The sequence below is a fragment of the Achromobacter sp. UBA2119 genome (assembly GCF_002331005.1).
GTDB lineage: Bacteria > Pseudomonadota > Gammaproteobacteria > Burkholderiales > Burkholderiaceae_B > Achromobacter > Achromobacter animicus.
Genome location: NZ_DCYD01000014.1, coordinates 78,740 through 103,314, shown reverse-complemented (window position 1 = coordinate 103,314; position 24,575 = coordinate 78,740). Strand labels below are relative to the sequence as shown.

The following is a 24,575-nucleotide window of genomic DNA, read 5'->3' as shown; positions in this document are numbered from 1 at the left end:
CGCTCAGGCCGCTTTCTGGATCCGCACCGGAATCGACTTGTAGCTGGGCGTGCCGCTTGCCGAGTCCTGGTAATCCAGCGGGCACAGGTTATTGGCTTCCGGGTAATAGGCGCCGACCGAGCCCGCCGCGATGTCATGCTGGATGGCCGTCAGCCGCAGCCGCCGGTGCGTCTGGCCGGGCAGGCTGGTGACGATCTCGACCTCGTCGCCGTGCGCAATGCCGTAGCGCGCCAGGTCGGCGGCATTCATGAACAGCACGTCGCGCCGGCCGAACACGCCGCGATAGCGGTCGTCCATGCCGTAGATCGTCGTGTTGTACTGGTCGTGGCTGCGCAGCGTGGTGAGCCGCAGGATGTTGCCTTCGACGATATCCGGATCTTCGCGCAAACCCGCGAACGGAATGAATTCCGCCTTGCCCGACGCCGTCTTCCAGATGCGCTCGGTGGGCGGCAGCGGCAGCCGGAAGCCGCCCGGAATTCGGATTCGTGCGTTGTAGTCGCGGAAATCCGGGTAGATCTTTTCGATCAGGTCGCGGATGCGGTCGTAGTCCTCGATCAGGTGCGCCCAGTTGACGCGGCTGTTCGGCAGCGTCGCCTGCGCCATGCCGGCGATGATGGCCGGTTCCGAACGCAGGTGCGGCGAGGCGGGAACCAGCTTGCCGCGCGAGGCATGCACCATCGACATCGAATCCTCGACCGTGACCGATTGCGCGCCGCCGGCCTGCACGTCGCTCTCCGTGCGGCCCAGCACCGGCAGGATGATCGACGCCTTGCCGATCAACAGGTGCGAGCGGTTCAGCTTGGTGTTCAGATGCACCGCCAGATCCAGTTGCCGCATGCCGCGCTCGCAGGTCTCGGTATCGGGCAGCGCAATCGCAAAGTTGCCGCCCAGGCAGATCAGCGCCTTGGCGCGGCCCGCGGCCATCGCCTTCATGGCTTCGACCGCATCATGGCCGGTGCGGTTGGGAGGCCGGAAGCCGAAGGTCTGCTCGACGTGGTCGAACATGGTGTTGTCGATCTTCTCGGTGATGCCCACCGTGCGGTTGCCCTGCACGTTGGAGTGCCCGCGCAGGGGACAGATGCCTGCGCCCGGCTTGCCGAAGTTGCCGCGCATCAAGAGCAGCGCGGCGATCTGCTGCACGTTGCTCGTGCCTTTTTCGTGCTGCGTGATGCCCATGCCGTACGTGACGATGGTGGCATTGGAACGCGCATAGGCCTCGGCCACCAGCTCCAGGTCGCGCCGGCGCAGTCCGCTGGCCTGTTCGATGTCGGTCCAGCTCGTGGCGTCCAGGTCCTGCGCGAAGGCCTCGTAGCCGTTCGTGTGCCTCGAAATGAATTCGTGGTCGAGCGTGTTGCGCCCGTCGCGGTCCGCGTCCATCAGCGCCTTCATGATGCCCTTGAGCGCGGCGGCGTCGCCGCCGACCTTGACCTGGTAGTACGTGGAGGCGATGGCCGTGGAGCCGAAGGTGCCCATCTCGATCGGGTCCTGCGGATCGGCAAAGCGCTCCAGCGAACGCTCGCGCAGCGGGTTGAACACGATGATGGGCACGCCGCGGCGCGCGCATTCATGCAGGGTGCCCATCATGCGCGGATGGTTGGTGCCGGGGTTGTGCCCCATCGAGATGATGAGGTCGCACTCGTCGAAGTCGTCCAGCGACACCGTGCCCTTGCCGATGCCAATGGCCTTGGGCAGCCCGACGCTGGTGGCCTCGTGGCACATGTTGGAGCAGTCGGGGAAATTGTTGGTGCCGAATTCGCGGGCGTACAGGCTGAAGAGAAACGCGGCTTCGTTGGACGCGCGGCCCGACGTATAGAACTCGGCCATGTCCGGGTCCGGCAGGCTGGCCAGCGTCTGGCCGATGCGCGCGAACGCGGCGTCCCATTCGATGGGCTGATAGGTGTCGCTGGCAGCGTCGTACGCCAGCGGATGGGTCAGACGGCCTGCGTTCTCCAGGTCGTGATCGGTCCAGGTCAGCAGTTCGGTCACCGTGTGCGCGGCAAAGAACTCGGGCGTCACGCGCTTGCGGGTGGCTTCCCACGTGACGGCCTTTGCGCCGTTTTCGCAGAACTGGAACGTGGACGTATGCGCCTTGTCGGGCCAGGCGCAGCCGGGGCAGTCGAACCCGTCGGGCTTGTTGGTGCGCAAGAGCAGCACGGGCGCTTCGGCAATGCGCATCTGGTTGGCCACCGCCTGCGCGGTCGCCTTCAACGCGCCCCAGCCGCCCGCCGGGGCGTCGTAGCGGTGGATGCCAGTGGGTTTGCCTTGGGACATGCGGATCTCCGAATTTCAGGAAGCGGTGCGCGCGGCGGCGGGGGCGTCGGCAAGCCGCGCGCCTCGGGCGGCGAGGTAGCGGCTGGTCAGGACCGAGCCGGCCACGGCCACGATGATGGGGACAAGAAAGGCCTGGTCGACCCGGGTGAATTCCAGGATCAGCACCACCGCGGTGAGCGGCATGCGCATCGACGAGGCCAGAAAGGCGGCAGCGCCCACGACGGCAAACGCGCCGGGCGGCGAGTCGGGCCAGGCCAGGCTCCATAGGCCGCCCAGCACGACGGCCATTGATGCGCCGACGGCGATGGCGGGGGTGAGCAGACCGCCCTCCGCGCCCGCGCGCAGCGCGCAGGCGACGACAACCACCTTCATCACGGCCAGCGTGGCGGCCAGGGCGATGGTCAGTTCATTGTCGAAACTCAGTTGCGCCGGCCCCTTGCCGTTGCCCAGCAGCGCGGGAAGATAGATGGCAAGCAGACCGATCAGCGTGAAATTGACCAGGCAGGCCACGGGCAATTGCCAGCCCCGGGCGGCCTGGGCGCGCGCCGCGGCGGTCAGCCGCTGCCAGCCGTGGGCCGCGCATCCGAACAGCGGCCCGGCGGCGATCGCCCAAACCACGAGGCTGGCGTTGATCTGCATAGCGGGTACGGCGTACTGGATGTCGTTGCCCAATCCCGCCCAGGCCACCACGGCGCCAATGCAGCAGGCAATGAGCGCCGCGATGACAGCGGGCCAGGCGAACGAGCCCAGCAGGACTTCCAGCACGAAGAGCGCTGCGCCGAGCGGCACGTTGTAGACGGCGGCCAACCCCGCGCCGGCGCCGCAGGCGATAACGATCCGGTGCTGGGCGGGGGCAAGCCGCAGCAGCGCGGCCAGCCGGCCGCCCGCCCGCCAGCGCGCCGACTTCGCGCGGCGCCACCTCGCGTCCCAGCGGCGAGCCCATGCCCACCGTGATGATCTGCAGGATGGCGTGCGCCATCGTTGTCGCCGGGGGCATGGCTTGCGTGGGGTCTGACACCGCCTTCTTGACGCTGACCAGGGGACGGCCATAGCGATAGATCAGCCACCATCCGCCGCCGGCCGCCAGGCCGCACAGCACCAGCGCCAGCACGCGGCGCGGGCCGCTGGCGGCCTGTACGCCTTCAAGAAAGGATTCGTGGCTGATGATGTGGCCGCCGCCGTAGCCGTATGCCAGGTGCTGGACGGCGTGCAGCAACATGCCGAGCAGCATGCCGCCCAGACCGGCGAACAGGCCGGTCAGGACGACCGCCAGGAGAAACCGCGGGCGCAGCCAGGAGGGATCGTCGGGCGTTGGATCGTTCATACCAGGAGGGGCTCCCGTCGTTGGCGCGCTGACCGAAGGGCCGTGCAAAGGCTGGCGCGCGCTGCGATGAGGCAGTGTATGGCCCGGCGCCGCCGCGCTGGTCGTCCGGCGCCCGAAAACCATACTTATTGGTTAGGCGGTAATCCGCAGTTTCCTTGTTGAACGTCAAAAAGGACCGGAATTTGGGCTTTATTTCAAATAGTATCCAAGTGATTCAGTACATATACTCCGGGTTCAATTCAATGGACGGATGCCGCCCGCCGCAAACGGCGCCAGGAGCGGCCTGGAGAAAAAGATGTTGAACAAGGTTGTAAAGATCGGGGCATTGGCCTTGCTGTCCACCGTGGTGGCGGGTTGCGCCACCGAGCGTTCCCAAGCCGTGGCCGTGCCGGCCGTCGCGGCGGCCAGCAAGCCGTACGCGGGCGTGCGCAGCCCCATTTCCGTCGGCAAGTTCGACAACCGCACCAATTACCTGCGCGGCGTGTTCTCGGACGGCGTGGACCGCCTGGGCGGCCAGGCCAAGACGATCCTGGTCAGCCACCTGCAGCGCAGCGGCCGCTTCCAGGTGATGGACCGCGACAACCTGTCCGAGATCGCCCAGGAGGCCGCGTTCAACAAGAAGGCCGCCCAGATCAAGGGCGCGCGCTACGTCGTCACGGGCGACGTGACGGCCTTCGGCCGCAAGGTCACCGGCGACCAGCAACTGTTCGGCATTCTGGGCCGCGGCAAGGAACAGGTGGCCTATGCCAAGGTCGACCTGAACGTGGTGGATGCCACGACCTCGGAAGTGGTCTATTCCGCGTCCGGCGCCGGCGAATACAGCCTGTCCAACCGCGAAGTCGTGGGCTTTGGCGGCACCGCCGGCTACGACTCCACGCTGAACGGCAAGGTGCTGGACCTGGCGATCCGTGAAGCCGTGGACCGCCTGGTCGACGGCATCGAACAGGGCGCCTGGCAGCCCGCCCGCAACTGACGGAGGCCGGGATGACCATTCATACCCACCGGCCCCGCACGGGCGCCGCGCGCGCGGGCCGCGCACTGGCGATCGCCGCGCTTGCCGGCGTGCTGTCGGCCTGCGTGCAGCAGCCCAAGTCCATGTATAGCTGGCAGTCCTATCAGGGCTCGGTCTATTCCTACCTGAAGGACGACGGCGGCGATTACGCGACCCAGACGCTCGCCATGGAACAGAACATCGAGACGGCGCGCGCGTCCAACGCCGAACTGCCGCCCGGCTTCCGTGCGCATCTGGGCATGCTCTACATGAAGATGGGCGACGGCGACAAGGGCGTCGAGCAGATGCAGGGCGAGAAGGCGGCCTTCCCGGAAGCCGCGCCGTTCATGGACTTCCTGCTGCGCAACGCGGGCAAGCCGCAGACGGTTGCCGCGCAGGGCGCGGGTACGGTGGCTGCGGGGGCGCCCGCCGCGGGATCGCCCGCCGCAGGATCGCCCGCCGCAGGATCGCCCGCTTCGGTCAAACCCGCTGCCGCCGCGCCGGCCGCGCCCGCCGAGGCCGGCACGTTGAAGAAGGGATCGTGATGATGAACAAACTCATGCGCGCCGGCCTCGTGGCCATCGTGGCGCTGCTGACCGGCTGTGTGGCGCCGCCTCAAAACAACGTCGACTACACCGCGTTTCGCGAAAGCAAGCCGGCGTCGATCCTGGTGCTGCCGCCGCTGAATACGTCGGTCGACGTGTCGGCCACCGCGGCCGTGCTGTCGCAGGCCACGCGCCCGCTCGCCGAATCCGGCTACTACGTGATTCCGGTTGGCGTCATGGAAGAAACGTTCAAGCAGAACGGCCTGACGTCGCCCGACGACATCCACGAGCTGCCCGCCGTGAAGCTGCGCGAGATCTTCGGCGCCGATGCGGCGCTGTACATGACGGTCAAGCAGTACGGCGCCAGCTACGCCGTCCTGGCCAGCACCGTTACGGTCTCGATCGACGCTGAATTGCTCGACCTGCGCAACGGCGCCAAGCTCTGGAGCGGCTCCAAGCAGGTGGTGCATGCCAACAACAACAGCAACGGCGGCCTGATCGGCATGCTGGTGCAGGCGGTGGTGGATCAGGTGGTCAACAACCTGACGGACCGCAGCTACAGCGTGGCCGGCATGACGAACGCGCAACTGCTCAGCGCCGGCACGCCTGGCGGCATGCTGTACGGGCCGCGCTCGCCGCGCTACGAAGCCCAGTAAACCGGCCGGATGACGGCTTACCGCCCGCGCGCCAATTCTGGCGCGCGGGCGGCTTCGTTTGGGGCGTGTGGATTTATCGCGCCCCGAACACCGGATAGTCCGTCAACCCGCGCGCATCGCCGCCGAACAATGTGTTCCTGTCATGCTCGGCCAGCGGTTCGTCGTTGCGCAGGCGGTCGGGCAGGTCCGGGTTCGCCACGAACGGCCGGCCGAAGGCGATCAGATCCGCCCAGCCTGCTTGCAGCGCATCGCGTGCGCGGTCGGCCGTGTATTTGCCGGCGTAGATCAGCACGCCGGGATACGCGCGGCGCAGCGCCTGTTTGAAGGACAGCGGCATGTCGGGGGCGTCGTCCCAGTCTGCTTCGGCGATGTGGATGTAGCCCACGCCGATCTCGCCCAGGCGCTTGGCGGCTGCGGTGTACGTGGCGACGGGGTCCGCATCCACGCAGCCGTTCAGCGTCGTGAGCGGCGCCAGACGGATGCCGACGCGGGCCGGATCGCCCAGCGTCTCGACCAGCGCGCGCGCCACCTCGTCCAGGAAGCGGATGCGGTTTTCCAGCGAGCCGCCGTACGCGTCGGTGCGGTTGTTGGCCTCGGAATCCAGGAACTGGTTGACCAGATAGCCGTTGGCCGCGTGCAGCTCCACACCGTCAAACCCGGCCGCGATCGCGTTGCGCGCGGCCTGGCGGTATTCCTCGACGATGCCCTGGATATCTGTTGCCGACAGCGCGCGCGGCGCCGAGGCCTGCACGAAGTTGGGGCTGCCGTCTTCGTTCTGGATGAAGACGTTGACGCCCTCTGCCTGAATCGCAGACGACGACACCGGCGCCTGTCCGCCCAGCAGGCTGGTATGGCTCAGCCGGCCCACGTGCCAGAGCTGGGCGTAGATGCGACCGCCGGCAACGTGGACGGCGTCGGTAACGCCGCGCCAGCCGGCCACCTGGGCGGGGGTGCACAGGCCGGGGGTGCCGGCATAGCCCTTGCCCATCGGCGAAATGTACGTGCCCTCGCTGACGATGAGGCCGGCGCCGGCGCGCTGCGCGTAATAGCGCGCCATCAGCGCGTTGGCGCAATCGCCGGGCTGCGTGGCGCGCGAGCGTGTCATCGGCGGCATGACGATGCGGTTGGGCAGCGTCAGGCTGCCCAGCGCCAGCGGTTGGAACAGCGGATCAGTCGTGTGCATGGTTGAATTCCGTTCAGTTCAGTCGCGTTCGGTTCTGTCCGCTTCGGGTTAATCCCACGCCGCGGCCAACCCTTCCGGGCTGACTTCGCGGCCGTTGCGTTCCAGCGCGGCGATCTGCGCCATGTCGTCGTCCGTCAGGCGCAGGTCCTGGGCGAGCAGGTTGCTGGCCAGGTTGTCGCGCTTGGTCGACGACGGGATCACGGCATAGCCCAGTTGCAGGGCCCAGGCCAGCGCGACCTGCGCGGGCGTGGCTTCGTGGCGCTGCGCGATCTGGCCGATGACCGGATCCTTGAGCACCTTGCCGTATGCCAGCGTCATGTACGAGGTGACGTGAATGCCCTGTTCCTTCAGGAAGGCGGTCAGCGTGTGGTTCTGCAGATAGGGGCTGAGCTCGATCTGGTTGGTGGCGATTTCTTCGCGGCCGACGGCGGCGATGGCGGCGCGCGTTTGCGCGATGGGGAAGTTGGAAATGCCGATCTGGCGGGTCAGACCTTGCGCCTTGGCGTCGGCCAGCGCGGTCATGAATTCGTCGACGGAAACGCCGTTGTCCGGCGCGGGCCAGTGGATCAGCGTCAGGTCCACGTAGTCGGTGCGCAGCTTGGCCAGGCTGTCCTTCAGGCTGGGGACGAGCTTGTCCTTCGCGTAATTGGGCACCCAGATCTTGGTGGTGATGAACAGGTCTTCGCGGGCCACGTTCGATTCGGCGATGGCCTGGCCGACCTCGGCTTCGTTTTCGTAGATCTGCGCGGTGTCGATGGCGCGGTAGCCGACGTCCATCGCGTTGCGCACGGAATCGATGACGGTCTGGCCTTGCAGACGGAAGGTGCCGACGCCAAAGGCGGGGATGCTCATGTAAAACTCCTGGGGGTGTGCGTGGCCGAACGTGCAGTGTTCGGGAATGGACGTAGTGTGCCCGCCGTATCCTTGCGGAAAAATACCGGTATCGGCGAAATACTTTTGATAAAACGTCAAATATGAAAACCACCCTCGACGAAATGCAGGTCTTCATCGCCATCGTGGACAGCGGCTCCATCACCGCCGCCGCCGACGTGCTGGGCCAGACCATCTCCGCCACCAGCCGCACCATGAGCCGGCTGGAAGAAAAGCTGCAGACCACGCTGATGCGGCGCACGACAAGGCGGCTGGCGCTGACCGAAGAAGGCAAGGCCTACCTGGAGCAGGCGCGCCGGATCATCGCGTCGGTCGAGGAGGCCGAAGAGCTGATGAACCTGCGCCGCAACCAGCCCGCGGGCCTTTTGCGCGTGGATGCGGCGTCGCCCTTCATGCTGCACGTCATCGCGCCGCTGGTGCCGGCCTATCGCAAGCGCTATCCGCAGGTGGAGCTGGAGCTCACCAGCAACGAAGGCAACATCGACCTCTTGGAGCGGCGCACCGATCTGGCGTTTCGCATCGGGCGTCTGAAGGACTCGTCGCTGCACGCGGTGGCGCTGGGCACGAGCCGCGTGCGTGTGCTGGCCAGCCCGGGTTATCTGGCGCGGCACGGTACGCCGCGGCGCGCAGCGGATCTGGCCTCGCACGTGCTGCTGGGCTTTGCCCAACTGGAGCCGCTGAACGAATGGCCGCTGCTGGACGCGGACGGGCAGCCGGTGCATATCAAGCCGCAGGTGCGCGCCCACAGCGGCGAGACGCTGCGCCAGTTGGCGCTGAACGATGGCGGCATCGTGTGCCTGTCCGACTTCATGACGCGCGGCGACCGCGCAAGCGGCGCGTTGCAGCCGCTGTTTGTGAAGCAGTTGCTGGAAGTGCGGCAGCCGATCAACGCGGTGTACTACCGGAATACCGCGATCTCGTCGCGCATCAAGTCCTTCATTGATTTCGTGGTCGAGACGGTGGGGACGCGCGGATTCGAGGAGTAGCGGGCGCGCGAAGATGTATCCAATGGCGACCTCGGCGATGCATGCGCCAGCGGGATCCTTATACTGTCCCCGTTTTTATTTTGAACCTTGGACACGCATGAGCCTCTTCTCCCGTTTCTTCGGCCGCAAGGAAGAACCCACCGACGCCGCTGATTCCGCGGATTCCAACGCCCTGCTGGCGAATCCGGACATCGCGCAGCCGTTGAGCCTGCAGGTCCTGTTCGCCGCGCCGCTGGCGATTTCCGAGGCGGCGCTGACCGATGCGCTGCGCGCGTATCACCCGACGATGCAACAGGCCCGAGCCGAAATCGCGCCCGACATGCCGGAATTCCTGGGCATGGCCGGCTGGGACAAGCATGTCGTGCGGCTGGTGGGCTTCAATGCGCCCTATCCCAAGGACGCGCTGGAAACCTGCGTGGCGCCGTCGCACTATCCGGCCACGGTGAAGGACGAAGTCCGCGCGCATGTGAGCCACATCATCCTGTATTACGCGGGCTACGAGACCGATCCGCTGGAGCAGTACGTGGCGATGGCCGCGGTGGCGGGCGCCTTGGCTAATTTCAAGGCGCTGGCGGTGCTGAACGAGCATGCGCATACGTCGCTGCCGGCCGGCGTGTTTGCCGACGAGTCGCTGGGCGACGAAAGCATGGACCTCCTGCGCACGCTGCCGCTGAACATGCTGTATTGCGGCTTCGTGAAGTATGAAGTGGAAGGCGTGCAGGGCGTGTGGATGCGCACCTATGGCGGCGATGCGTTCGGCCTGCCGGATTTCGCGGCGCTGGCGACGGGACATGACGAGGGCGAGATGTACTCGACCATGTTCAACAACATCATGAACTACATGCTGGAAAGCGGCGCAGAACTGGCCGCCGGCCACACCATGCAGATCGGCGAGGACGCCTTCATGAAGCTGCGCGAGCCAGCCAAGGAAGAGTATTACCTGGACGGTCCGGGGCAGGTGCTGGTGGCGGAGATCATCTCGGCGGATCAGATCAACACGCCGGAATAAGTCAGGTCCCGCTGGTGTAGCGGCAAGGGCCGGCGTGGTGATACGCCGGCCCGATCTTCACGCCGCGTAGCGGCTGGCCTCGCCGGTGCGGTTGCTGGCGGGCCACAGGCGCAGGGCCAGGGCGGCGGCCGCGGCGCCGGCTGCGGTCAGCGTCACGCCGATCCAGCCCCAGTGCGCCAGCGCCAGGCTGCCCAACGCGCCGCCGGCGGCCATGCCGATGAAGACGCCCGTCATCAGGATGGCGTTCAGGCGGCTGCGGGCGGCCGGGTCGATGCCGTAGACGATGCTTTGATGCGCGATCAGCGAGGTCTGGATGCCCAGGTCGAAGCCGACCGCGGCACCGCCGATGAGCCACAGCGCGGCATGCGTGGGCAGGAAGGGCAGGAAGATCATCGCGGCAAACGACACCATCGTCAGGCCGGCGCCCAGGCTGGCGACCGCCAGCGGCCCCCGTGTATCGGCCACGCGGCCAGCCAGCGGCGCGGCCAGGGCGCCTGCCGCGCCGGCAAGACCGAACGCGCCGGCAGCGCCCGCGCCCAGGTGAAACGGCGCGTCGTGCAGCATCACGGCCAGCGTCGACCAGAAGGCGCTGAAGCCCAGCGACAGCAGACCCTGCGCGGTGGCGGCGCGGCGCAGGCCGGGGTGCTGGCGCCACAGCGTCAGCAGCGAACCCAGCAACGCGCTGTAGGCCAGCCGCGTCGACGGCTCGAACCGCGGCAGGCCGCGCCACAGGGCCGCGCCCAGCGCCACGATGCTGACGGCGGCGGCCGCGAACATCATGCGCCAGCCGAACTGCTCGGCCACGAAGCCGCTGACCACCCGCGACAGCAGGATGCCCAGCAACAGGCCCGTCATGACGGTGCCGACGATCTTGCCGCGCTGGTCGGCGGGGGCCAAATGGGCGGCGGCCGGGACGATGTCCTGCGCCAGTGTGGCGGACAAGCCGATGGCGAAGCTGGCGGCCAGCAGCAGACCGATCGTCGGCGACGCGCCGGCCAGCAGCAGCGCCAGGCTCAGCACGGCGGCCTTGATCAGGATGATGCGCTTGCGGTCATAGCGGTCGCCCAGCGGCGCCAGCATCAGAATGCCGAAGGCGTAGCCCAGCTGCGTCAGCGTCGGAATCCAGCCCAGCGTCTCGGCGCTGGCGTGGATGTCCGCGCCCAGCACGCCAAGCATCGGCTGGCTGTAGTAAAGGGAGGCGACGCCCAGGCCGGCGCCCACGGCCAGCAGGAAGACCAGGCCGCGTGATAGGGAGGGGTGGTAAGTGGGGGATGACATGGTGGTGTCCGGTGGCTTTGGGTACGGGGCAGATTCTGGGCTTGCCGCCGGGGTTTTGGTAGCCGACCTTCGGGTACAGGCGTTATACGATAGGCGTATGACCGCCTCCGCCCTCCCCGCCGCAGCCGGCACCGACCGCATGCTGCTGATCGAAACCTTCGTGCGCATCGTCGAGGCCGGCAGCCTGTCCGCCGCCGCCGCCCAGATGGGCGGCACTCAGCCTACCGTCAGCCGCCGCCTGCAACTGCTGGAACGCACCATGGGCGTGCGCCTTTTGAAGCGCTCCACCCACGCCATCCGCCTGACCGAAGACGGCCAGCGCTGCTACGAGCGCGGCAAGGAGCTGCTGGCCAGTTGGCAATCCTTCGAGAGCGAGGTGCGCGGCGCGGACGACGACCCGGCGGGCATGCTGCGTGTGGTGGCGCCGCACGTGTTCGGCCAGGATCAGTTCATCGAGCCGCTGGCGAAGTATCTGAAGCGTTATCCGAAGATGCGGGTGGAGTGGCTGCTGCATGACCGCATGCCGGACCTGATCGCCGAGAACGTGGATTGTGCGATCCGCGTCGGGGCGGTGACCGATCCGTCAGTGATTGCGGTGAAGCTGGGCGAGGTGCCGCGCATCGTCGTGGCGTCACCGGACCTGCTTGCGGGCGGGCCGGTTCCGCAGGATCCGTCGGATCTGGCGCGTCTGCCATGGCTGGCGTTGCGCACTTTCTATCGCACCGAGGTGACCCTCACGCACTGCGGCAGCGGCGACAGACAGTCTTTCGACATTCAGCCGCGCCTGTCCACCGACGGCCTGCACGCGCTGCGCAACGCGGCCATCCAGGGACTGGGCGTGGCGCTGGGCTCGGCCTGGGCCATGCAACCCGATCTGGCCGCCGGCCGCCTGGTGCACCTGGCGCCGCAGTGGCGCGCAGATGCCCTGCCCGTATTTCTGGTCTATGCGCCGTCGCGTTTTCAGCCGGCGCGCCTGCGGCGCTTCATCGAGATCATGCGCGAGCATCTGCCGATGGAGCTGGCGGGGGCGTGATCGCTATCTACGCGTCCCGCACGGATTCGTACACCAGCGTCGCCAGCGTCAGGTCTTCCAGCGCGCTACCTACCGCCTTGAACACCGTGATCTCCTGATCGTTGCGCCGTCCGGGGGCCTCGCCTTTGGCGAGCTGGTGCAGGTTTCCTTTGATGCCTTCGCGCGTCAGCACGCCGGCGTCGAATGCCGACAGCAGGTCGCCGGACTTGGTCGGCGCCTCGTCGGTATCGACATAGACGGTGGTGCCGTCAAAGCACGCGGGATCGGTCTCGCGCATTTCCGGCTTGAAGCTGCCGATCAGGTCCAGATGCGTGCCGGGGCGCAGCCACGCGCCATGGATAAGCGGTTCGGTGGACAGCGTGGCGCAGCTGACGATGTCGGCCTGCCCGGCGGCCGTTTGCAAGTCAGTGACCGCCTGCGCATCGAAGCCCTGCTCGCGCAAGCTGGCCCCCAGCGTCTCCGCGCCGGCCGGCCGCACATTCCACACCAGAACGCGCTGGATCGGGCGCACCGTGCGCATGGCCTGCGCCACCAGGCCGGCAATGCGGCCGGACCCCACGATCAGCAGCGTGCGGGCATCGGCGCGCGCCAGGTAGTCCGCGCCCAGCGCCGCCGCGCCCGCGGTGCGGTACACGGTGACGATATCGCCGTCGACCTGCGCTACCGGCACGCCCGTGGTGGCGCTGTACAGGTTGTACGTGGCGTGCAGGCCCGGCAGGCCCTGATGCGTGTTCTCGGGAAAGATGTTGATGATCTTCACGCCAAAATACCCGCGGTCGCTCCACGCGGGCATGATGAGCGACGTGCCGTGCGCGTTGCCGGACTGGATGGCGTGCACGTGGCGGGCGGGCACCGTGGCGTCTTCGCGGAAGGCGTCCCGCAGGGCGGGAATGACGGTGTCGAAGGACAGGGCGTTGCGGGTCTGTTCGGTGTCGATTAAGCGCATCGGATCGTTGCCTGCGTGGTCGGTCAATCAAGGGGCCTCGGGCAGTCTAGCAGCGTGTAGGGCGCGGCCGCCAAAAGAAAATTGCCCGCGATGACGCGGGCAATGAGTCGCTTACCGCAGGCGAACGGCGTCAATCCACGTCGGGCCGGGGCAGCGGATCGCCCGCGCCGGTGCGCTCGACGATGAGCTTGTAGTGATGCGGGCTGCGATGCTTGGCGAAGTTGAACACGTGGTCGCGGAAGGTCTGGCCCATCCCCAGATCGATGCGCGCGGTGATGACTTCGTCTTCCTCGCCGCTGGCGCGGGCCACGATCTCGCCGGACGGCGCGACGATCATCGAACTGCCGATCATGTGATGGCCGTCCTCGTGCCCGCACTTGGCCGCCGCGCCGATCCACACCGCATTCTGGTAGGCGCTGGCCTGCAGCACGATCTCGTGCGTGGTGGTGCGCAGGTGCGCGGGCTCGTTCCAGTGGATGTTCAGCGACGGCGTGTTGTAGCCCAGCACGATCAGTTCGGCGCTTTGCAGCGACATGACGCGGTAGGTCTCGGGCCAGCGGCGGTCATTGCACAGGCACATGCCGATCTTGACGTCGTTGGTCTCCCACACGCCAAAGCCCAGGTCGCCGACTTCGAAGAACTTCTTTTCCAGATGCTGGAAGGGGGCGTCGACCTTGTGGTCCGAGTGGCCCGGCAGGTGGATCTTGCGGTACTTGCCGATGATCTTGGCGCTGCGGTCCACCAGGATGGCCGTGTTGAACTGGCGGCCTTCCGGCGTCAGTTCGGCATAGCCCAGGTAAAAGCCGATGCCCAGCTCGCGCGCCGTGTCGAACAGCGGCTGCACGTCGGCATTGGGCATGGTCTTTTCGAAATAGCGCTCCACCGCTTCGGCGTCGTCCATCCAGTAGCGCGGGAAGAACGTCGTCAGCGCCAGTTCGGGAAACACGACGAACTCGGCCTGGCGGGCGGCGGCTTCGCGCATCATCTCGACAAGGCGGCGCACGACCACCGCGCGGGTGTCGGCCAGATTGACGGCGCCCATCTGGGCGACGGCCAGGCCCATTTTGCGGGACGGGGAAGAGGGGGTCACGGAGATCTCCAGAATCTTGCGAAGGGGCCGCCACGCGGAGGCGCGTTCAAGGCCGAAGGCGCAAGCATGCCCGCGCTCAGGCGGATCGGAAACCGCGGTCTGGCCGTCTGGCGCCGCGTTGCATCGGCCCCGTCCCGGCATGCAACCCACTGATCTGAATGGAAAAACCCAAGAAAGCGCGCCATCGCATCCGGCCCTGTGCATAACGCGGGATCATGGGCGTCGCGCAAAGTTTTATATCGGGTTTCCCCGTAGATCCGGTGATTCAGAGGCACTTTGGCGTGGACTGCCCACCGGCTTTCCTAGCAACGCGCCTATTTCCGAAAGCCACAATTAGCGGGTCAGGAGGGGCGAATTTGCCGTTTAGGCTGCGGGAAGTTCGGTTACATTGCCTTACGCGCAGAATTGCATGCCACGCGCCGCCCATGTGCACCGGTCCCCCATGTCACGTTCCAGAATTGCGGCTTTCGTGTTGTTGTTGTCGGCGCTTGGATTCCTCGCGGGGGTGCTGGCTGGACGCCAGATCGAACTGAACCAGGCCGACGACAAACTAGCTGGGCATAACGCCCGGCTGCTTGCGCACGCGCTGCGGGTGGCGCAGGAAAGCCATCGCCTGATGGCTGCGGCCACACAGGGCGGCCCGCTGTGTTCCGAAGCCGATGTGGCGACCCTGCGCGTGCTGCTCTTCAACTCCACCTATATCCGCGACATCGGCCGCACGCTGGGCGGCATGCTGCGCTGTTCCGCGGCTTGGGGCAAGCTGCCCGATCCGCTGACCCTGCCACCGCCGGCCTTCACGTTGGCCAGCGGGCTGCAGCTCTGGGTGGGCGCCGCCAATATCGTCGACCGCCGCATCATCGGCGACATGGCGGCAATGCGCGACATCATCGTGTTCACCGCGCCGGGCGCGTTCGACGGATTTCCGGAACCGGGTTCCGGCATCGACGCCAAGATCGTGACGCGTGACGGCGACCATGTGTACCGGCGCTTTGGCCGCGCGCACGACCTGGACATGCCGCGCGAGAACGTGGACGACCAGGGTTTCGCGCCTGAACGGCGCGCCTCGCTGTGCGCGCCGGACGGCGGCCCCGACATCTGCGTCGTGTCGCGGCTGCGGTCCGACGCCTGGTTCCAGCTTCCGGCGATGGTGCTGTCCGTGGTCGGCGCTCTGGCCCTTGCCTTTCTGGCGGGTCTTTGCGTCATGTGGCGTATGCACGCGGGCAGCGCCAAGAGCGAGCTGCGCAAGGCCATCCTGGCCGGCGACATCCAGGTCCACTACCAACCGCTGCGCCAGCTTGCCTCCCGGCAACTGGCGGGTTTCGAGGCGCTGGCACGGTGGCGCGCCCGTGGCCGCGATGTGTCGCCCCTGCTGTTCGTGCCGCTGGCCGAAGCCATGGGGCTGGGCCGCGCGCTGTCCCGGCTGGTGACCTCGCAGGCGCTGCGCGACCTGCACGAGCGCCTGCGCGGCAATCCCGCGCTCTACGTCAGCATCAACGTGTCGGCGGCCGATCTGAAAGACGCGGGTTACCGGAACTTCCTGATGGACGCGGTCAGCGAGCGCGGTCTGAAGCCCGGCAACGTCGCGCTGGAAATCACCGAAGGCACGCCGTTGTCTGATGGCCATGTGCTGGCAATGGTCAAGACCTTGCGCGGCAAGGGCTTCAAGGTGTTCATCGACGATTTCGGCACGGGGCATTCCAACCTGAACTATCTGGCCGAAATGCAGGCCGACGCCATCAAGCTGGACCGCAGCTTCACCAGCGCGATCGGCGCCGAGGACGCGGGCACCCTGATCATCGACCACGTCATCGCAATATCCCGGGAGCTGGGCATCAGCCTCATCATCGAGGGCATTGAAACCGAGGCGCAGGCCAGCTATCTGCTCGCCCGCCAACCGGCCGCAGTGGGCCAGGGCTGGCTGTTCGGCCGTCCGGTTCCGCTTGCCGACATCGTGGCCGATTGATCGATGGCGGGCAGGTTGTCGTATGTCCATTTTATTTTTGGCACAACCGACATAATGCAGCGCCGTCGCGCAAACTACGCGGCCCGCATTATCTACACCCCGGCAAAACAATATGCGCCGCTTTTACAGATAGAATGCGGGCGGTATTTAACGGGTTAATTTGCTGCATCTGCCATGGGACATAACCAGACGCTCGTCGACAACCTGCTGCGCATCCTTCCGTATGTCCAGAACGAAGAAACCGATGCGATGGCGATGGGCATGGGCATGGCGGAAATCCGCGACCGGCTGGCCGCGCTGCAGAACCCGGTGCCCGGCGACAAGCAGATCCGCCGCACGCTGCTCAAGCTGGACAGCGTCGGCAGCGTGGGCGCCACGCGCGGCAAGCTCTGGTATCGCACCATCCAGCGCGCCGATTTCCATATCCAGAACATGAACGCGAACATGGCAATGGCGATGTGCGCGCTCAAGCAGGTGGCCGATCGCCACCTGCCGGCCGTCGTGCTGGATGATCTGGAGACCACCTTCGACAGCGCGTGGCGCTACCTGGAAACGCACCGCTCACAGCCCGGGATCGGGCCGGCACACGACTGGGCGCGCAAGATCCTGCGCATCGACGGCACCCATCCCACCGTGTTGCCCACGGTGTCTGCCGAGGTCTACCGCCAGGTCAGCGGCGCGCTGTACTTCAACCGCAAGCTGTCGTTCCGCAACACGCCCTTCGGTGAGAAGAAGCCCGCCGACCGCCTGTACGTCATGACGCCGCTGGCGATGGTCGACCGCGCGGGCGTGCTGTACATGGTGGCGTGGGGGGTGCGCCAGCCGGGCAGGCGTTTCCTGTTCCGGATGGACAGGTTGTCCGAGGTCCGGCTGCTGGACGAGGCGGCGGACATGGATCCCACGTTCGACCTGCAGGACTTCGTGCGCCGCGAGGAAGCGCTGAACTTCGATCCGGGCGAGGAAACCCGCATCCGTCTGCACGCCGCCGAACCGGTGCTGGACGATGGCCGGCGCCAGCGTCATCCGCTGCGCGAATTCTGGTTGTCGGCGGACCAGATGATCGACGAGGACGAGCGCGGCTTCACGCTGACAGCCACCGTGCGCCCGTCCGTCATGCTGTGGCAACTGCTGCACGGGCACGCGTCCTCGATCGAGGTGCTGGAACCCGACGACATCCGCGCCCGCTTTGCCCAAGAGGCCCGCGAACTGGCGCGCCGCTACCTCTAGTCCGCCGCCCGCGGCGTCAATCGGCGGGCCAGGCGCGCGCCAGCAGCAGCGGCAGCACTTTCTCTGCCGCGCCCCGGATGCTGTGCGTCGCCACGCGATCCAGCGTTGTCGGATTGGGATTGATCTGCACCAGCTGCGCGCCGCATCCGACCGCCTCGTAGCAGAGCTCGGCCGCCGCGGATGTCTGGCACGACGTGCCCGCTGTCAAGATCAGATCGGCGTTGGCCACCAGCCCCTTGGCCACCCGCCAGACGGCGGGCGCGGGCGCCTCGCCGTGCCACAACCGCCCCGGGCGCACCAGTTCGCCGCAGATACGGCAGGCGGGCGGCGCGGGGTACGGGCCGTGCCGCGCGGACTTGTCCGGCGGGGCGGTCAGCGTGTGGGGCATGCCACAGCCCGAGCAGCGCGGCTGGTCGAACCGGCCTTGCAGATGCAGGATGCGCGGGCTGCCCGCCTGCTCATGCAGCGTGTCGCCGTTCTGCGTCACCACGAACGTGCCCGGCACGCGACCGGCCAGCGCCGCAATGGCGCGGTGCGCCGCGTTGGGCGTGGCCAGCAGCGCGCGGCGCCGCCGTTCCTCGTGCCAGGCCCACACCAGCGACGGATCGTTGCGGTAGCCGGCATCGGTCGCCAGGGCCGCGGCATCGTAGCGCGCCCACAGGCCGCGCATGCCATCGCGGGTTTGTGGCAGGCGGCTGGCGGGGTTCAGGCCCGATCCCGTCACGACGACGATCAGACGCGCCGCGCGCAGCGTTTCCACCAGGGGATCAGGGATATCGAGGGAGCGAAGTTTCATGCGAACCGCCCGCCGTTTGAATGGGCCGCGACGCGGCCAAGGCTGCAGTTAAACGTATCGAACAAACCAGGCATGTCGCTTCCATTTACTGAAACAGACTGGATTATGAAACCGCATTCGGACAATTCAGGGTTGAATTAATCGGAACGGATTTCAAGGGATTACTCAGGTATTGGCCGGATAATGTCCAAATTCCTCTTTTGCTATTCTTGGCCTCCGCAAATTGCGCCCGGCCTATTTACGCACCATGCAAAAAACCGGCGACCGCCTGTTGTTTTCCGCCTCCGACCTGGTCGGTTTCCTGGAATGCGAGCACCTCACCACGCTGGATCTGCTCAACCTCGAATCGCCGTTGCCGGCCGCGCCAGAGGACGAGCAGCTCGAACTGATCCAGCAGAAGGGGCTGGACCACGAGCGCGCGTATCTTGAACGGCTGCGCGCGAGCGGCCGGTACATCGTCGACGTCAGCGATGCGGGCGACGGGCTGACCGCGCGCCTGGCCCGGACGCGCGAGGCCATGGCCGACGGCGCGGATGTCATCTACCAGGCGGCGTTTCGGCATGGCCAATACATCGGCCATGCCGATTTCCTGCTTAAGACCGAACGCCCTTCACGCCTGGGCGATTACAGCTACGAGGCCAGCGACACCAAGCTGGCGCGGTCGGCGCGCGCCAAGTTCGCGATCCAGCTCTCGTTCTATTCATGGCTGCTGGGCCTGGAACAGGGCGCGGCGCCGCAGCACATGCACGTGGTGCTGGGCAGCGGCCGCGAGGTGACCCTGCGCGTGGCCGACTATGCCCATTACTTCCGCCAGGTCATGCGCCGCTTCGAGGCGCACGTCGATCAGCGGGACGCTGCGTCCACGTATCCCGACCCCTATGAGAAATGCGCCCAGTGCCGCTGGGATCCGCTGTGCAAGGCACGCCGCGCGGAAGACGATCACCTGTCGCTGGTCGCCAACATCACGCGGCAGCAGATCCGCAAGCTGAACGCGCAGGGCATCCGCACGCTGGAACAACTGGGCACGCTGGCGCCCGATGCGGCCGTGGCGCGCCTGGAGCCCGCCATCCTCTCCAAGCTGCGATCGCAGGCGGCGCTGCAGCTGCGCGCCCGGACCGACGGCGGCCGCCATTGGGACCGCATCGCCAAAGACCCGGACGACACCGCGCTGCGCGGCTTTGAACGCATGCCGCAGCCCGACGCGGGCGACATGTTCTTCGACATGGAAGGCGATCCGCTGGAGGAAGGCGGGCTGGAGTACCTGTTCGGACTGTACGTCATCGATGACGGCCACGGGCGCTTCGTGCCGTTCTGGGCGCATAACCGCGGCGAAGAGAAGCTGGCCTTCGAGGCCTTCATCGATTACGTCGTGGCGCGGCTGCACCGCCATCCCGATGCGCACATCTATCACTACGCGCCCTACGAGGCGACGGCGATCAAGAAGCTGATGTCCGTGCACGCCACGCGCGAGGCAGAGGTCGACAACCTGCTGCGCATGAACAAGCTGGTGGATCTGTACCAGGTCGTGCGCGAAGGCGTGCGCGTGTCCGAGCCGGGGTACTCCATCAAGAACATCGAACATTTCTACCTGTCGCAGCGCGAGGGCGGCGTGACCAACGCCGGCGCCAGCATCGTCTACTACGAGCGCTGGAAGCGCACCGGCGAGGCGCAATTGCTGCAGGACATCGCCGACTACAACCGCGACGACGTGCTGTCCACGTACAAGCTGCGCGAATGGCTGTGCGCGCTGCGTCCTGACGGCATGCCGTGGGCGAACCGCCGCGACTCGCAGCAGCAGATCGACGCCGCCCGGTTCCAGGTCGGCGAAAAGACCGCAGCCGAACTGCGCCTGGAGCCGTACCGCGCCGCGTTGCTTGGCTCCCTGCCCGCCGACGAGCTGGACTGGTCAGCGCGCGACCGCTATCGCGCGCTGGTCTACCAGTTGCTGGATTTTCATCGCCGCGAACAGAAGCCGGAATGGTGGGCCATGTTCGCCCGCATGGAGGCGACCGATGCCGAACTGATGGAAAACAACGAATGCCTGGCCGGACTGGTGCGCGATGACACTGTGGCGCCCGAACCGGTGGCGCAGTCGCTGCGCTACACCTACCGGTTTCCCGCGCAGCAGACCAAGCTGCGCACCGGGTCGGCCTGTACGGACGTGCGCGGCGGGCCGGCGATCAGCCGGCTGACGGTGGATCCTGCGGCCGGCGTCGCCACCTTCACCCTGTCGCGCAAGGCGACGCCGCCGCAGCGCCTGTCGCTCGGGCCGGGCAGGCCGGTCAGCATCGACGAACTGGCCAACGCCATGTTCCGCTACGGCGACGCGCTGCTCGCCTCGGACGATGGCGCCAGCACGCCGTTCCGCGCGGTGGATGCGCTGCTCAAGCACGAGCCGCCGCGCATTGACGGCGTACCGCCCGGCACCCCGCTGGCCGACCCGGGCGCGACGCTGCTGGATCAGGTGGTGGACATCGTCGGCCGCATGGACCAGACCACCCTCTTCCTGCAAGGCCCACCCGGCGCGGGCAAGACCTACACCGGCTCGCGCGTGCTGGTGAACCTGCTGCGCCAGGGCAAGCGCATCGCGGTCACGTCCAACAGCCATCACGCCATCAACAACCTGCTGGCCGGCCTGGAGAAGGCGGCGCGCGAGGCGGGCCTGACGTTCACCGGCGCCAAGAAGTCGGGCAAGGAGGGCGACGACTCCTGTTTCAACGGCGACTTCATCGAAGACGTCTTTGCCAACGACAGGATCGACCTGGCGCGCCATCAACTGGTGGCGGGCACGGCGTGGCTGTTCAGCCGGGCTGATTTCCAGCAGCAGTTCGATTATCTGTTCGTGGATGAAGCCGGGCAGGTCAGCCTGGCGAATCTGGTCGCGCTGGGCCAATGCGCGCGCAACATCGTGCTGCTGGGCGACCAGATGCAGCTTGGCCAGCCGACCAAGGGCACGCATCCCGGCCGCTCGGGCGAATCCACGCTGGAATACCTTTTGAACGGCCACGCCACCATCGCGGCTGATCGCGGCATCTTTCTGGACACGTCCTATCGCATGCACCCGGCAATCTGCGGCTTCATTTCAGACGCCATCTACGACGGCCGGCTGCGCGCCGCGGAATCGGCCGCGGGCCAGGGCCTGGTGCTGGGCGCGGACGCTGCGGACGCGCTGGCCGCCAGCGGCATCCGGTACGTGCCGGTCGTGCACGAGGGCAACGCGCAGTCCAGCGACGAGGAAGCGCGCGAAGTCGCCGCGCTGTACGCCAGCCTGATGCGGCAGCGCTATCTGGACAAGCATGGGCACGCCGTGCCGATGACGCCCGACGACGTGCTGGTGGTGGCGCCCTACAACGTGCAGGTCAACACGCTGCGGCAGGCGCTGCCCGAGGGTGCGCGAGTAGGCACCGTCGACAAGTTCCAGGGCCAGGAAGCGCAGGTGGTGATCATTTCCATGGCCACCTCCAGCGGCGAGACCATGCCGCGCGACATGGAGTTCCTGTTCAGCAGGAACCGCCTGAACGTGGCGGTGTCGCGGGCCAAGGCGCTGGCGGTCCTGGTCGCCAGCCCCGCCCTGTTGTCGGTGCGCTGCCAGACGCCGGAACAGATGGCGCTGGTCAACACGCTGTGCTGGGTGGCCGAGGCGGGTCAGAACGTGTAGCGCGGTCGGCGTGACGCCGTCGCAATACGGGGAAGGAGGCGGGCGCGCCGAGCCGGCGGAAAATTGCCGGCCCGGCGCGCCCGCAGGCGTTGCCGTCAGCCTCGGCGGGGCGCTTCGGCGGGCGGCGTGCCGATGTGGAACAGGGACTTGAGCTGCGAGCGCAGTTCGGGCGAGTCAGCGTGCTTGTGCACCGTGGTGGCGTGCTGCACCGCGGCTTCCAGCAACTCCTCGTCCGAGTCCGCGGACAAGGCGACCGAGCAGTTCATCTCGCTCGGATACTCGCGGCAATCGATGTATTTGCGTGTCATGGGGCTCTCCCCGCGCATGCCTGCAAAGGCATTGCGTGCTTGAACAGCCGGCGCGCCAGGCGCAACACACCGGCGCGATGGCGCGTCGCATCGCGGCCGGTGTTTTCAAAGTATAGGTCTGCGGCGCGCGCCGCAGACGTCTTATTTCAAGGGGCCGCGCCGGGTCCGTTTCTCGCCGGCGCCGCATCGGCGGCGGTGTCGCCGTGCGAGACAGGTCGACCCAGCAGATAGCCCTGGAAGTGCGAGCAGCCCTCCGCCGTCAGGCGTTCCAGCTGCGCCGGTGTTTCCACACCCTCGGCCGTCGTCGGAATGTCCAGGCTGCGGCCGATGCCGTTGATGGCGCGGATGATGGCCAGCGCCTCGCGGCTGGATTCGACGTCCTGCGTGAACGACTTGTCGATCTTGATCTTGTCGAACTCGAAGGTGCGCAGGTAACCCAGCGACGAATAACCCGTTCCGAAGTCGTCCAGCGCCACCTTGACGCCCAGTTCCTTCAAGCGGTGCAGCGTGGCCAGGTTGCCCGAGGAATTGGTGAGCAGCACCGATTCGGTGATCTCCAGTTCCAGCCGGCGCGCGGGCAGGCCGGACTTGGACAGCGCGGACTCCACCAGCGACACCAGCGCGCCGTTGGTGAACTGACTGGCCGACAGGTTGACCGCCACGGTTTCGTGGTCGTCCCAGCGCATGGCCTCGACGCAGGCCTCGTGCAGCGTGAAGGCGCCCAGTTCGTGGATCAGGCCGGTTTCTTCCGCGATGGGGATGAAGTCCTGCGGCATGATCAGACCCTTTTTCGGATGCTGCCAGCGCATCAGCGCCTCGCGGCACACGATGCGCACGTGGCTCACGTCCATGATGGGCTGGTAATGGAGCTGCAGCTGATGCGAGATGATCGCCTGGCGCAGATCCATCTCGACCTCGTGGCGCCGCAGCGCGGCGGCTTCCATTTCAGGCTCGAAGAACGCCAGGCAGTTGCGGCCGTTGCGCTTGGCCTCGTACAGCGCCATGTCGGCGTAACGCAGCAGGTGATCGGCCGACAGCGCCTGTGATTCGGATATGGCGATGCCGATGCTCACGCTGACGGGCACGGTGTGCCCGGCGATCTCGAACGGCTGGCGCACCGCCTCGATCAGGCGCTCGGCCAGCTTGCGCACGTCGTCCTGCTCGGCGATGTTGGGCAGCACGATGGCGAATTCGTCGCCGCCCAGCCGCGCCAGCGTGTCCTGTTCGCGCAGGTGCTTTGACAGGCGCTTGGCCAACAGGCGCAGCAGTTCGTCGCCGTATTGATGGCCCAGCGTGTCGTTCACGCTCTTGAAGTTGTCCAGATCCAGGCACAGCACCGCGGTCGACCGCTCGCGGCTGGCGCCCAGCGCGCTCAGCAGCCGGTCGCGGAACAGGCGGCGGTTGGGCATGCCCGTCAGCGTGTCGTGGTGCGCCATGTAGCGCACCTGCGCGTGCGCGGCATTCTCGTCAGTGACGTCGTCCGCGATCAGCAACACGTAGCGCGAGCGCGGATCATTGCTGTGAAACGCCAGCGTCTTGGTATGCAGTGTGCGCGGGCCGCGCGCGGTGGCCAGCTCTTCTTCCTCTTCGCGCATGGCGCCGTCCGAACGCAGCGCGTCGTTGGTCAGGCGGTCGAAGAACGCGCACACCAGTTCGGGCAGGGCTTCTTGCGCCGTCTTGCCCTGCAAACCGCCCGGCTTGCCGCCAAACGTTTCTTCGGCCTGCCGGTTCGCCAGCAGGAACTTGCGCGACACGGCATCCAGCACCAGTACGCAGGAGGGGATGTTCGACACCACCGCCTGCAGGAAGGTCGACATGGACGTGAGTTCGCTGTTGTAGTGCTCGGCCATTTGCTTGGCCTTCAACAGCTGCTGTTCGCGTTCGCGGCGTTCGGTGTTGTCGCGCGTGACCTTGGCAAAGCCGATCAGCGCGCCCGAGTCGTCGTGGATGGCATCGATGATGACGTGCGCCCAGAACAGCGTGCCGTCCTTGCGCACGCGCCAGCCTTCGGCTTCGAACTTGCCCGTTTCGCGCGCGGTGGCCAGGCCGCGCTGCGGAACGCCGCGTGCCTGGTCTTCCACGGTGTAGAAGCAGGAAAAGTGGCGCCCGACGATTTCTGCGGCGGTGTAGCCCTTGGCGCGCTGCGCGCCGGCGTTCCAGTTGGCGACGGTGCCATCCGGGTTGAGCATGTAGATGGCGTAGTCGACGACGCCTTGCACCAGGTGGCGGTACATGACGTCGGAATTGGCGAGGATCATTGGATGCGGCGGGCTCGCGCTCCGGCCGCGTTGGGGCAACGCGCCTGCGCGGATGTGCCCTGAAGAACTAGGGGTTATACGGATTTACGTCGTGAAGCCGGCAATATTTACCTTACCGTCACGAAAAAGACCAATCTATCGAATCGTGTCGTACAAACGCAT

Annotated in this window: 18 protein-coding genes and 1 pseudogene; 9 read left to right on the top strand and 10 right to left on the bottom strand. The window is 66.9% G+C overall.

Annotation, left to right across the window (positions count from 1 at the left end; translation table 11 throughout):
• Positions 1-3: 3 nt before the first annotated feature.
• Both B3098_RS14290 and B3098_RS14285 read right to left on the bottom strand, forming a co-directional pair.
• Positions 4-2,271 carry an FdhF/YdeP family oxidoreductase gene (locus B3098_RS14290; RefSeq protein ID WP_286897215.1) on the bottom strand — a complete coding sequence of 756 codons (2,268 nt, stop codon included), beginning with the start codon at positions 2,269-2,271 and terminating at the stop codon, positions 4-6.
• 15 nt (positions 2,272-2,286) lie between these two features.
• Positions 2,287-3,595 (bottom strand): annotated as a pseudogene (locus tag B3098_RS14285) (chloride channel protein).
• Between the two features lie 295 nt (positions 3,596-3,890).
• Between B3098_RS14285 and B3098_RS14280 the strand changes: the two are divergent.
• From B3098_RS14280 to B3098_RS14270, 3 genes are read left to right on the top strand one after another with little or no spacing between them, the layout of a single operon-like run.
• Entirely contained in the window at positions 3,891-4,568 is a 678-nt protein-coding gene (locus B3098_RS14280) for a CsgG/HfaB family protein (RefSeq protein WP_175123795.1), read from the top strand.
• Between the two features lie 11 nt (positions 4,569-4,579).
• Positions 4,580-5,131 (top strand): DUF4810 domain-containing protein, encoded by a 552-nt coding sequence (locus tag B3098_RS14275; RefSeq protein WP_286897213.1) that lies wholly within the window; start codon positions 4,580-4,582, stop codon positions 5,129-5,131.
• Positions 5,131-5,787 (top strand): DUF799 domain-containing protein, encoded by a 657-nt coding sequence (locus tag B3098_RS14270; RefSeq protein WP_175123793.1) that lies wholly within the window; start codon positions 5,131-5,133, stop codon positions 5,785-5,787. Before B3098_RS14275 ends, B3098_RS14270 begins: the two co-directional genes overlap by 1 nt.
• A 73-nt stretch (positions 5,788-5,860) precedes the next feature.
• Here the strand turns inward: B3098_RS14270 and B3098_RS14265 are convergent, their stop codons facing one another.
• Both B3098_RS14265 and dkgB read right to left on the bottom strand, forming a co-directional pair.
• Positions 5,861-6,970 (bottom strand): alkene reductase, encoded by a 1,110-nt coding sequence (locus B3098_RS14265; protein WP_286897211.1) that lies wholly within the window; start codon positions 6,968-6,970, stop codon positions 5,861-5,863.
• A 48-nt stretch (positions 6,971-7,018) separates the two neighbouring features.
• Positions 7,019-7,822: a 2,5-didehydrogluconate reductase DkgB gene (gene dkgB, locus B3098_RS14260; protein ID WP_286897209.1), complete on the bottom strand. Its 804-nt coding sequence runs from the start codon at positions 7,820-7,822 to the stop codon at positions 7,019-7,021.
• Positions 7,823-7,944: 122 nt separating this feature from the next.
• On the opposite strand from dkgB, the gene B3098_RS14255 reads away from it, so the two are divergent.
• Both B3098_RS14255 and B3098_RS14250 read left to right on the top strand, forming a co-directional pair.
• Positions 7,945-8,847, top strand: coding sequence for a LysR substrate-binding domain-containing protein (locus tag B3098_RS14255; protein WP_279975909.1), 903 nt, complete (start codon positions 7,945-7,947; stop codon positions 8,845-8,847).
• Positions 8,848-8,944: 97 nt separating this feature from the next.
• A complete protein-coding gene (locus B3098_RS14250; protein ID WP_286897206.1) occupies positions 8,945-9,856 on the top strand; it encodes a DUF4261 domain-containing protein in 912 nt (303 codons plus the stop codon).
• A gap of 57 nt (positions 9,857-9,913) precedes the next feature.
• On the opposite strand, the gene B3098_RS14245 is transcribed toward B3098_RS14250, so the two are convergent.
• Positions 9,914-11,134: an MFS transporter gene (locus tag B3098_RS14245; protein ID WP_286897205.1), complete on the bottom strand. Its 1,221-nt coding sequence runs from the start codon at positions 11,132-11,134 to the stop codon at positions 9,914-9,916.
• Between the two features lie 97 nt (positions 11,135-11,231).
• On the opposite strand from B3098_RS14245, the gene B3098_RS14240 reads away from it, so the two are divergent.
• Complete coding sequence (locus B3098_RS14240; protein ID WP_286897203.1) at positions 11,232-12,167, top strand: LysR family transcriptional regulator; 936 nt, start codon at positions 11,232-11,234, stop codon at positions 12,165-12,167.
• Between the two features lie 7 nt (positions 12,168-12,174).
• Here B3098_RS14240 and B3098_RS14235 read toward each other — a convergent pair whose 3' ends face one another.
• Together B3098_RS14235 and B3098_RS14230 are read right to left on the bottom strand one after the other, a co-directional pair.
• Complete coding sequence (locus B3098_RS14235; protein ID WP_286897268.1) at positions 12,175-13,113, bottom strand: ornithine cyclodeaminase family protein; 939 nt, start codon at positions 13,111-13,113, stop codon at positions 12,175-12,177.
• Between the two features lie 130 nt (positions 13,114-13,243).
• Positions 13,244-14,176 (bottom strand): N-carbamoyl-D-amino-acid hydrolase, encoded by a 933-nt coding sequence (locus B3098_RS14230; RefSeq protein WP_175123973.1) that lies wholly within the window; start codon positions 14,174-14,176, stop codon positions 13,244-13,246.
• A gap of 469 nt (positions 14,177-14,645) precedes the next feature.
• Here B3098_RS14230 and B3098_RS14225 point away from each other — a divergent pair, with 469 nt between their 5' ends.
• On the top strand, positions 14,646-16,166 hold the full coding sequence (locus tag B3098_RS14225; RefSeq protein WP_286897202.1) for an EAL domain-containing protein: 1,521 nt from the start codon (positions 14,646-14,648) through the stop codon (positions 16,164-16,166).
• A gap of 174 nt (positions 16,167-16,340) precedes the next feature.
• Positions 16,341-17,393: a helix-turn-helix transcriptional regulator gene (locus tag B3098_RS14220; protein WP_286897201.1), complete on the top strand. Its 1,053-nt coding sequence runs from the start codon at positions 16,341-16,343 to the stop codon at positions 17,391-17,393.
• A gap of 16 nt (positions 17,394-17,409) precedes the next feature.
• Here B3098_RS14220 and B3098_RS14215 read toward each other — a convergent pair whose 3' ends face one another.
• Positions 17,410-18,189, bottom strand: a complete 780-nt coding sequence (locus B3098_RS14215) for a Sir2 family NAD-dependent protein deacetylase (protein WP_175123781.1) — start codon at positions 18,187-18,189, stop codon at positions 17,410-17,412.
• A gap of 247 nt (positions 18,190-18,436) precedes the next feature.
• Between B3098_RS14215 and B3098_RS14210 the strand changes: the two genes are divergently transcribed.
• Entirely contained in the window at positions 18,437-21,847 is a 3,411-nt protein-coding gene (locus B3098_RS14210; protein ID WP_286897199.1) for a TM0106 family RecB-like putative nuclease, read from the top strand.
• A gap of 95 nt (positions 21,848-21,942) precedes the next feature.
• On the opposite strand, the gene B3098_RS14205 is transcribed toward B3098_RS14210, so the two are convergent.
• Positions 21,943-22,155: a DUF1059 domain-containing protein gene (locus B3098_RS14205; RefSeq protein WP_175123779.1), complete on the bottom strand. Its 213-nt coding sequence runs from the start codon at positions 22,153-22,155 to the stop codon at positions 21,943-21,945.
• Between the two features lie 146 nt (positions 22,156-22,301).
• Positions 22,302-24,413, bottom strand: coding sequence for a putative bifunctional diguanylate cyclase/phosphodiesterase (locus B3098_RS14200; protein WP_286897197.1), 2,112 nt, complete (start codon positions 24,411-24,413; stop codon positions 22,302-22,304).
• Between the last annotated feature and the right edge of the window lie 162 nt (positions 24,414-24,575).

Coding starts and splice junctions, on each gene's coding strand:
- B3098_RS14290 (WP_286897215.1), bottom strand. CDS start 2,271: ATGTCCCAAGGCAAACCCACTGGCATCCACCGCTACGACGCCCCGGCG.
- B3098_RS14280 (WP_175123795.1), top strand. CDS start 3,891: ATGTTGAACAAGGTTGTAAAGATCGGGGCATTGGCCTTGCTGTCCACC.
- B3098_RS14275 (WP_286897213.1), top strand. CDS start 4,580: ATGACCATTCATACCCACCGGCCCCGCACGGGCGCCGCGCGCGCGGGC.
- B3098_RS14270 (WP_175123793.1), top strand. CDS start 5,131: ATGATGAACAAACTCATGCGCGCCGGCCTCGTGGCCATCGTGGCGCTG.
- B3098_RS14265 (WP_286897211.1), bottom strand. CDS start 6,970: ATGCACACGACTGATCCGCTGTTCCAACCGCTGGCGCTGGGCAGCCTG.
- dkgB (WP_286897209.1), bottom strand. CDS start 7,822: ATGAGCATCCCCGCCTTTGGCGTCGGCACCTTCCGTCTGCAAGGCCAG.
- B3098_RS14255 (WP_279975909.1), top strand. CDS start 7,945: ATGAAAACCACCCTCGACGAAATGCAGGTCTTCATCGCCATCGTGGAC.
- B3098_RS14250 (WP_286897206.1), top strand. CDS start 8,945: ATGAGCCTCTTCTCCCGTTTCTTCGGCCGCAAGGAAGAACCCACCGAC.
- B3098_RS14245 (WP_286897205.1), bottom strand. CDS start 11,134: ATGTCATCCCCCACTTACCACCCCTCCCTATCACGCGGCCTGGTCTTC.
- B3098_RS14240 (WP_286897203.1), top strand. CDS start 11,232: ATGACCGCCTCCGCCCTCCCCGCCGCAGCCGGCACCGACCGCATGCTG.
- B3098_RS14235 (WP_286897268.1), bottom strand. CDS start 13,113: ATGCGCTTAATCGACACCGAACAGACCCGCAACGCCCTGTCCTTCGAC.
- B3098_RS14230 (WP_175123973.1), bottom strand. CDS start 14,176: ATGGGCCTGGCCGTCGCCCAGATGGGCGCCGTCAATCTGGCCGACACC.
- B3098_RS14225 (WP_286897202.1), top strand. CDS start 14,646: ATGTCACGTTCCAGAATTGCGGCTTTCGTGTTGTTGTTGTCGGCGCTT.
- B3098_RS14220 (WP_286897201.1), top strand. CDS start 16,341: ATGGGACATAACCAGACGCTCGTCGACAACCTGCTGCGCATCCTTCCG.
- B3098_RS14215 (WP_175123781.1), bottom strand. CDS start 18,189: ATGAAACTTCGCTCCCTCGATATCCCTGATCCCCTGGTGGAAACGCTG.
- B3098_RS14210 (WP_286897199.1), top strand. CDS start 18,437: ATGCAAAAAACCGGCGACCGCCTGTTGTTTTCCGCCTCCGACCTGGTC.
- B3098_RS14205 (WP_175123779.1), bottom strand. CDS start 22,155: ATGACACGCAAATACATCGATTGCCGCGAGTATCCGAGCGAGATGAAC.
- B3098_RS14200 (WP_286897197.1), bottom strand. CDS start 24,413: ATGATCCTCGCCAATTCCGACGTCATGTACCGCCACCTGGTGCAAGGC.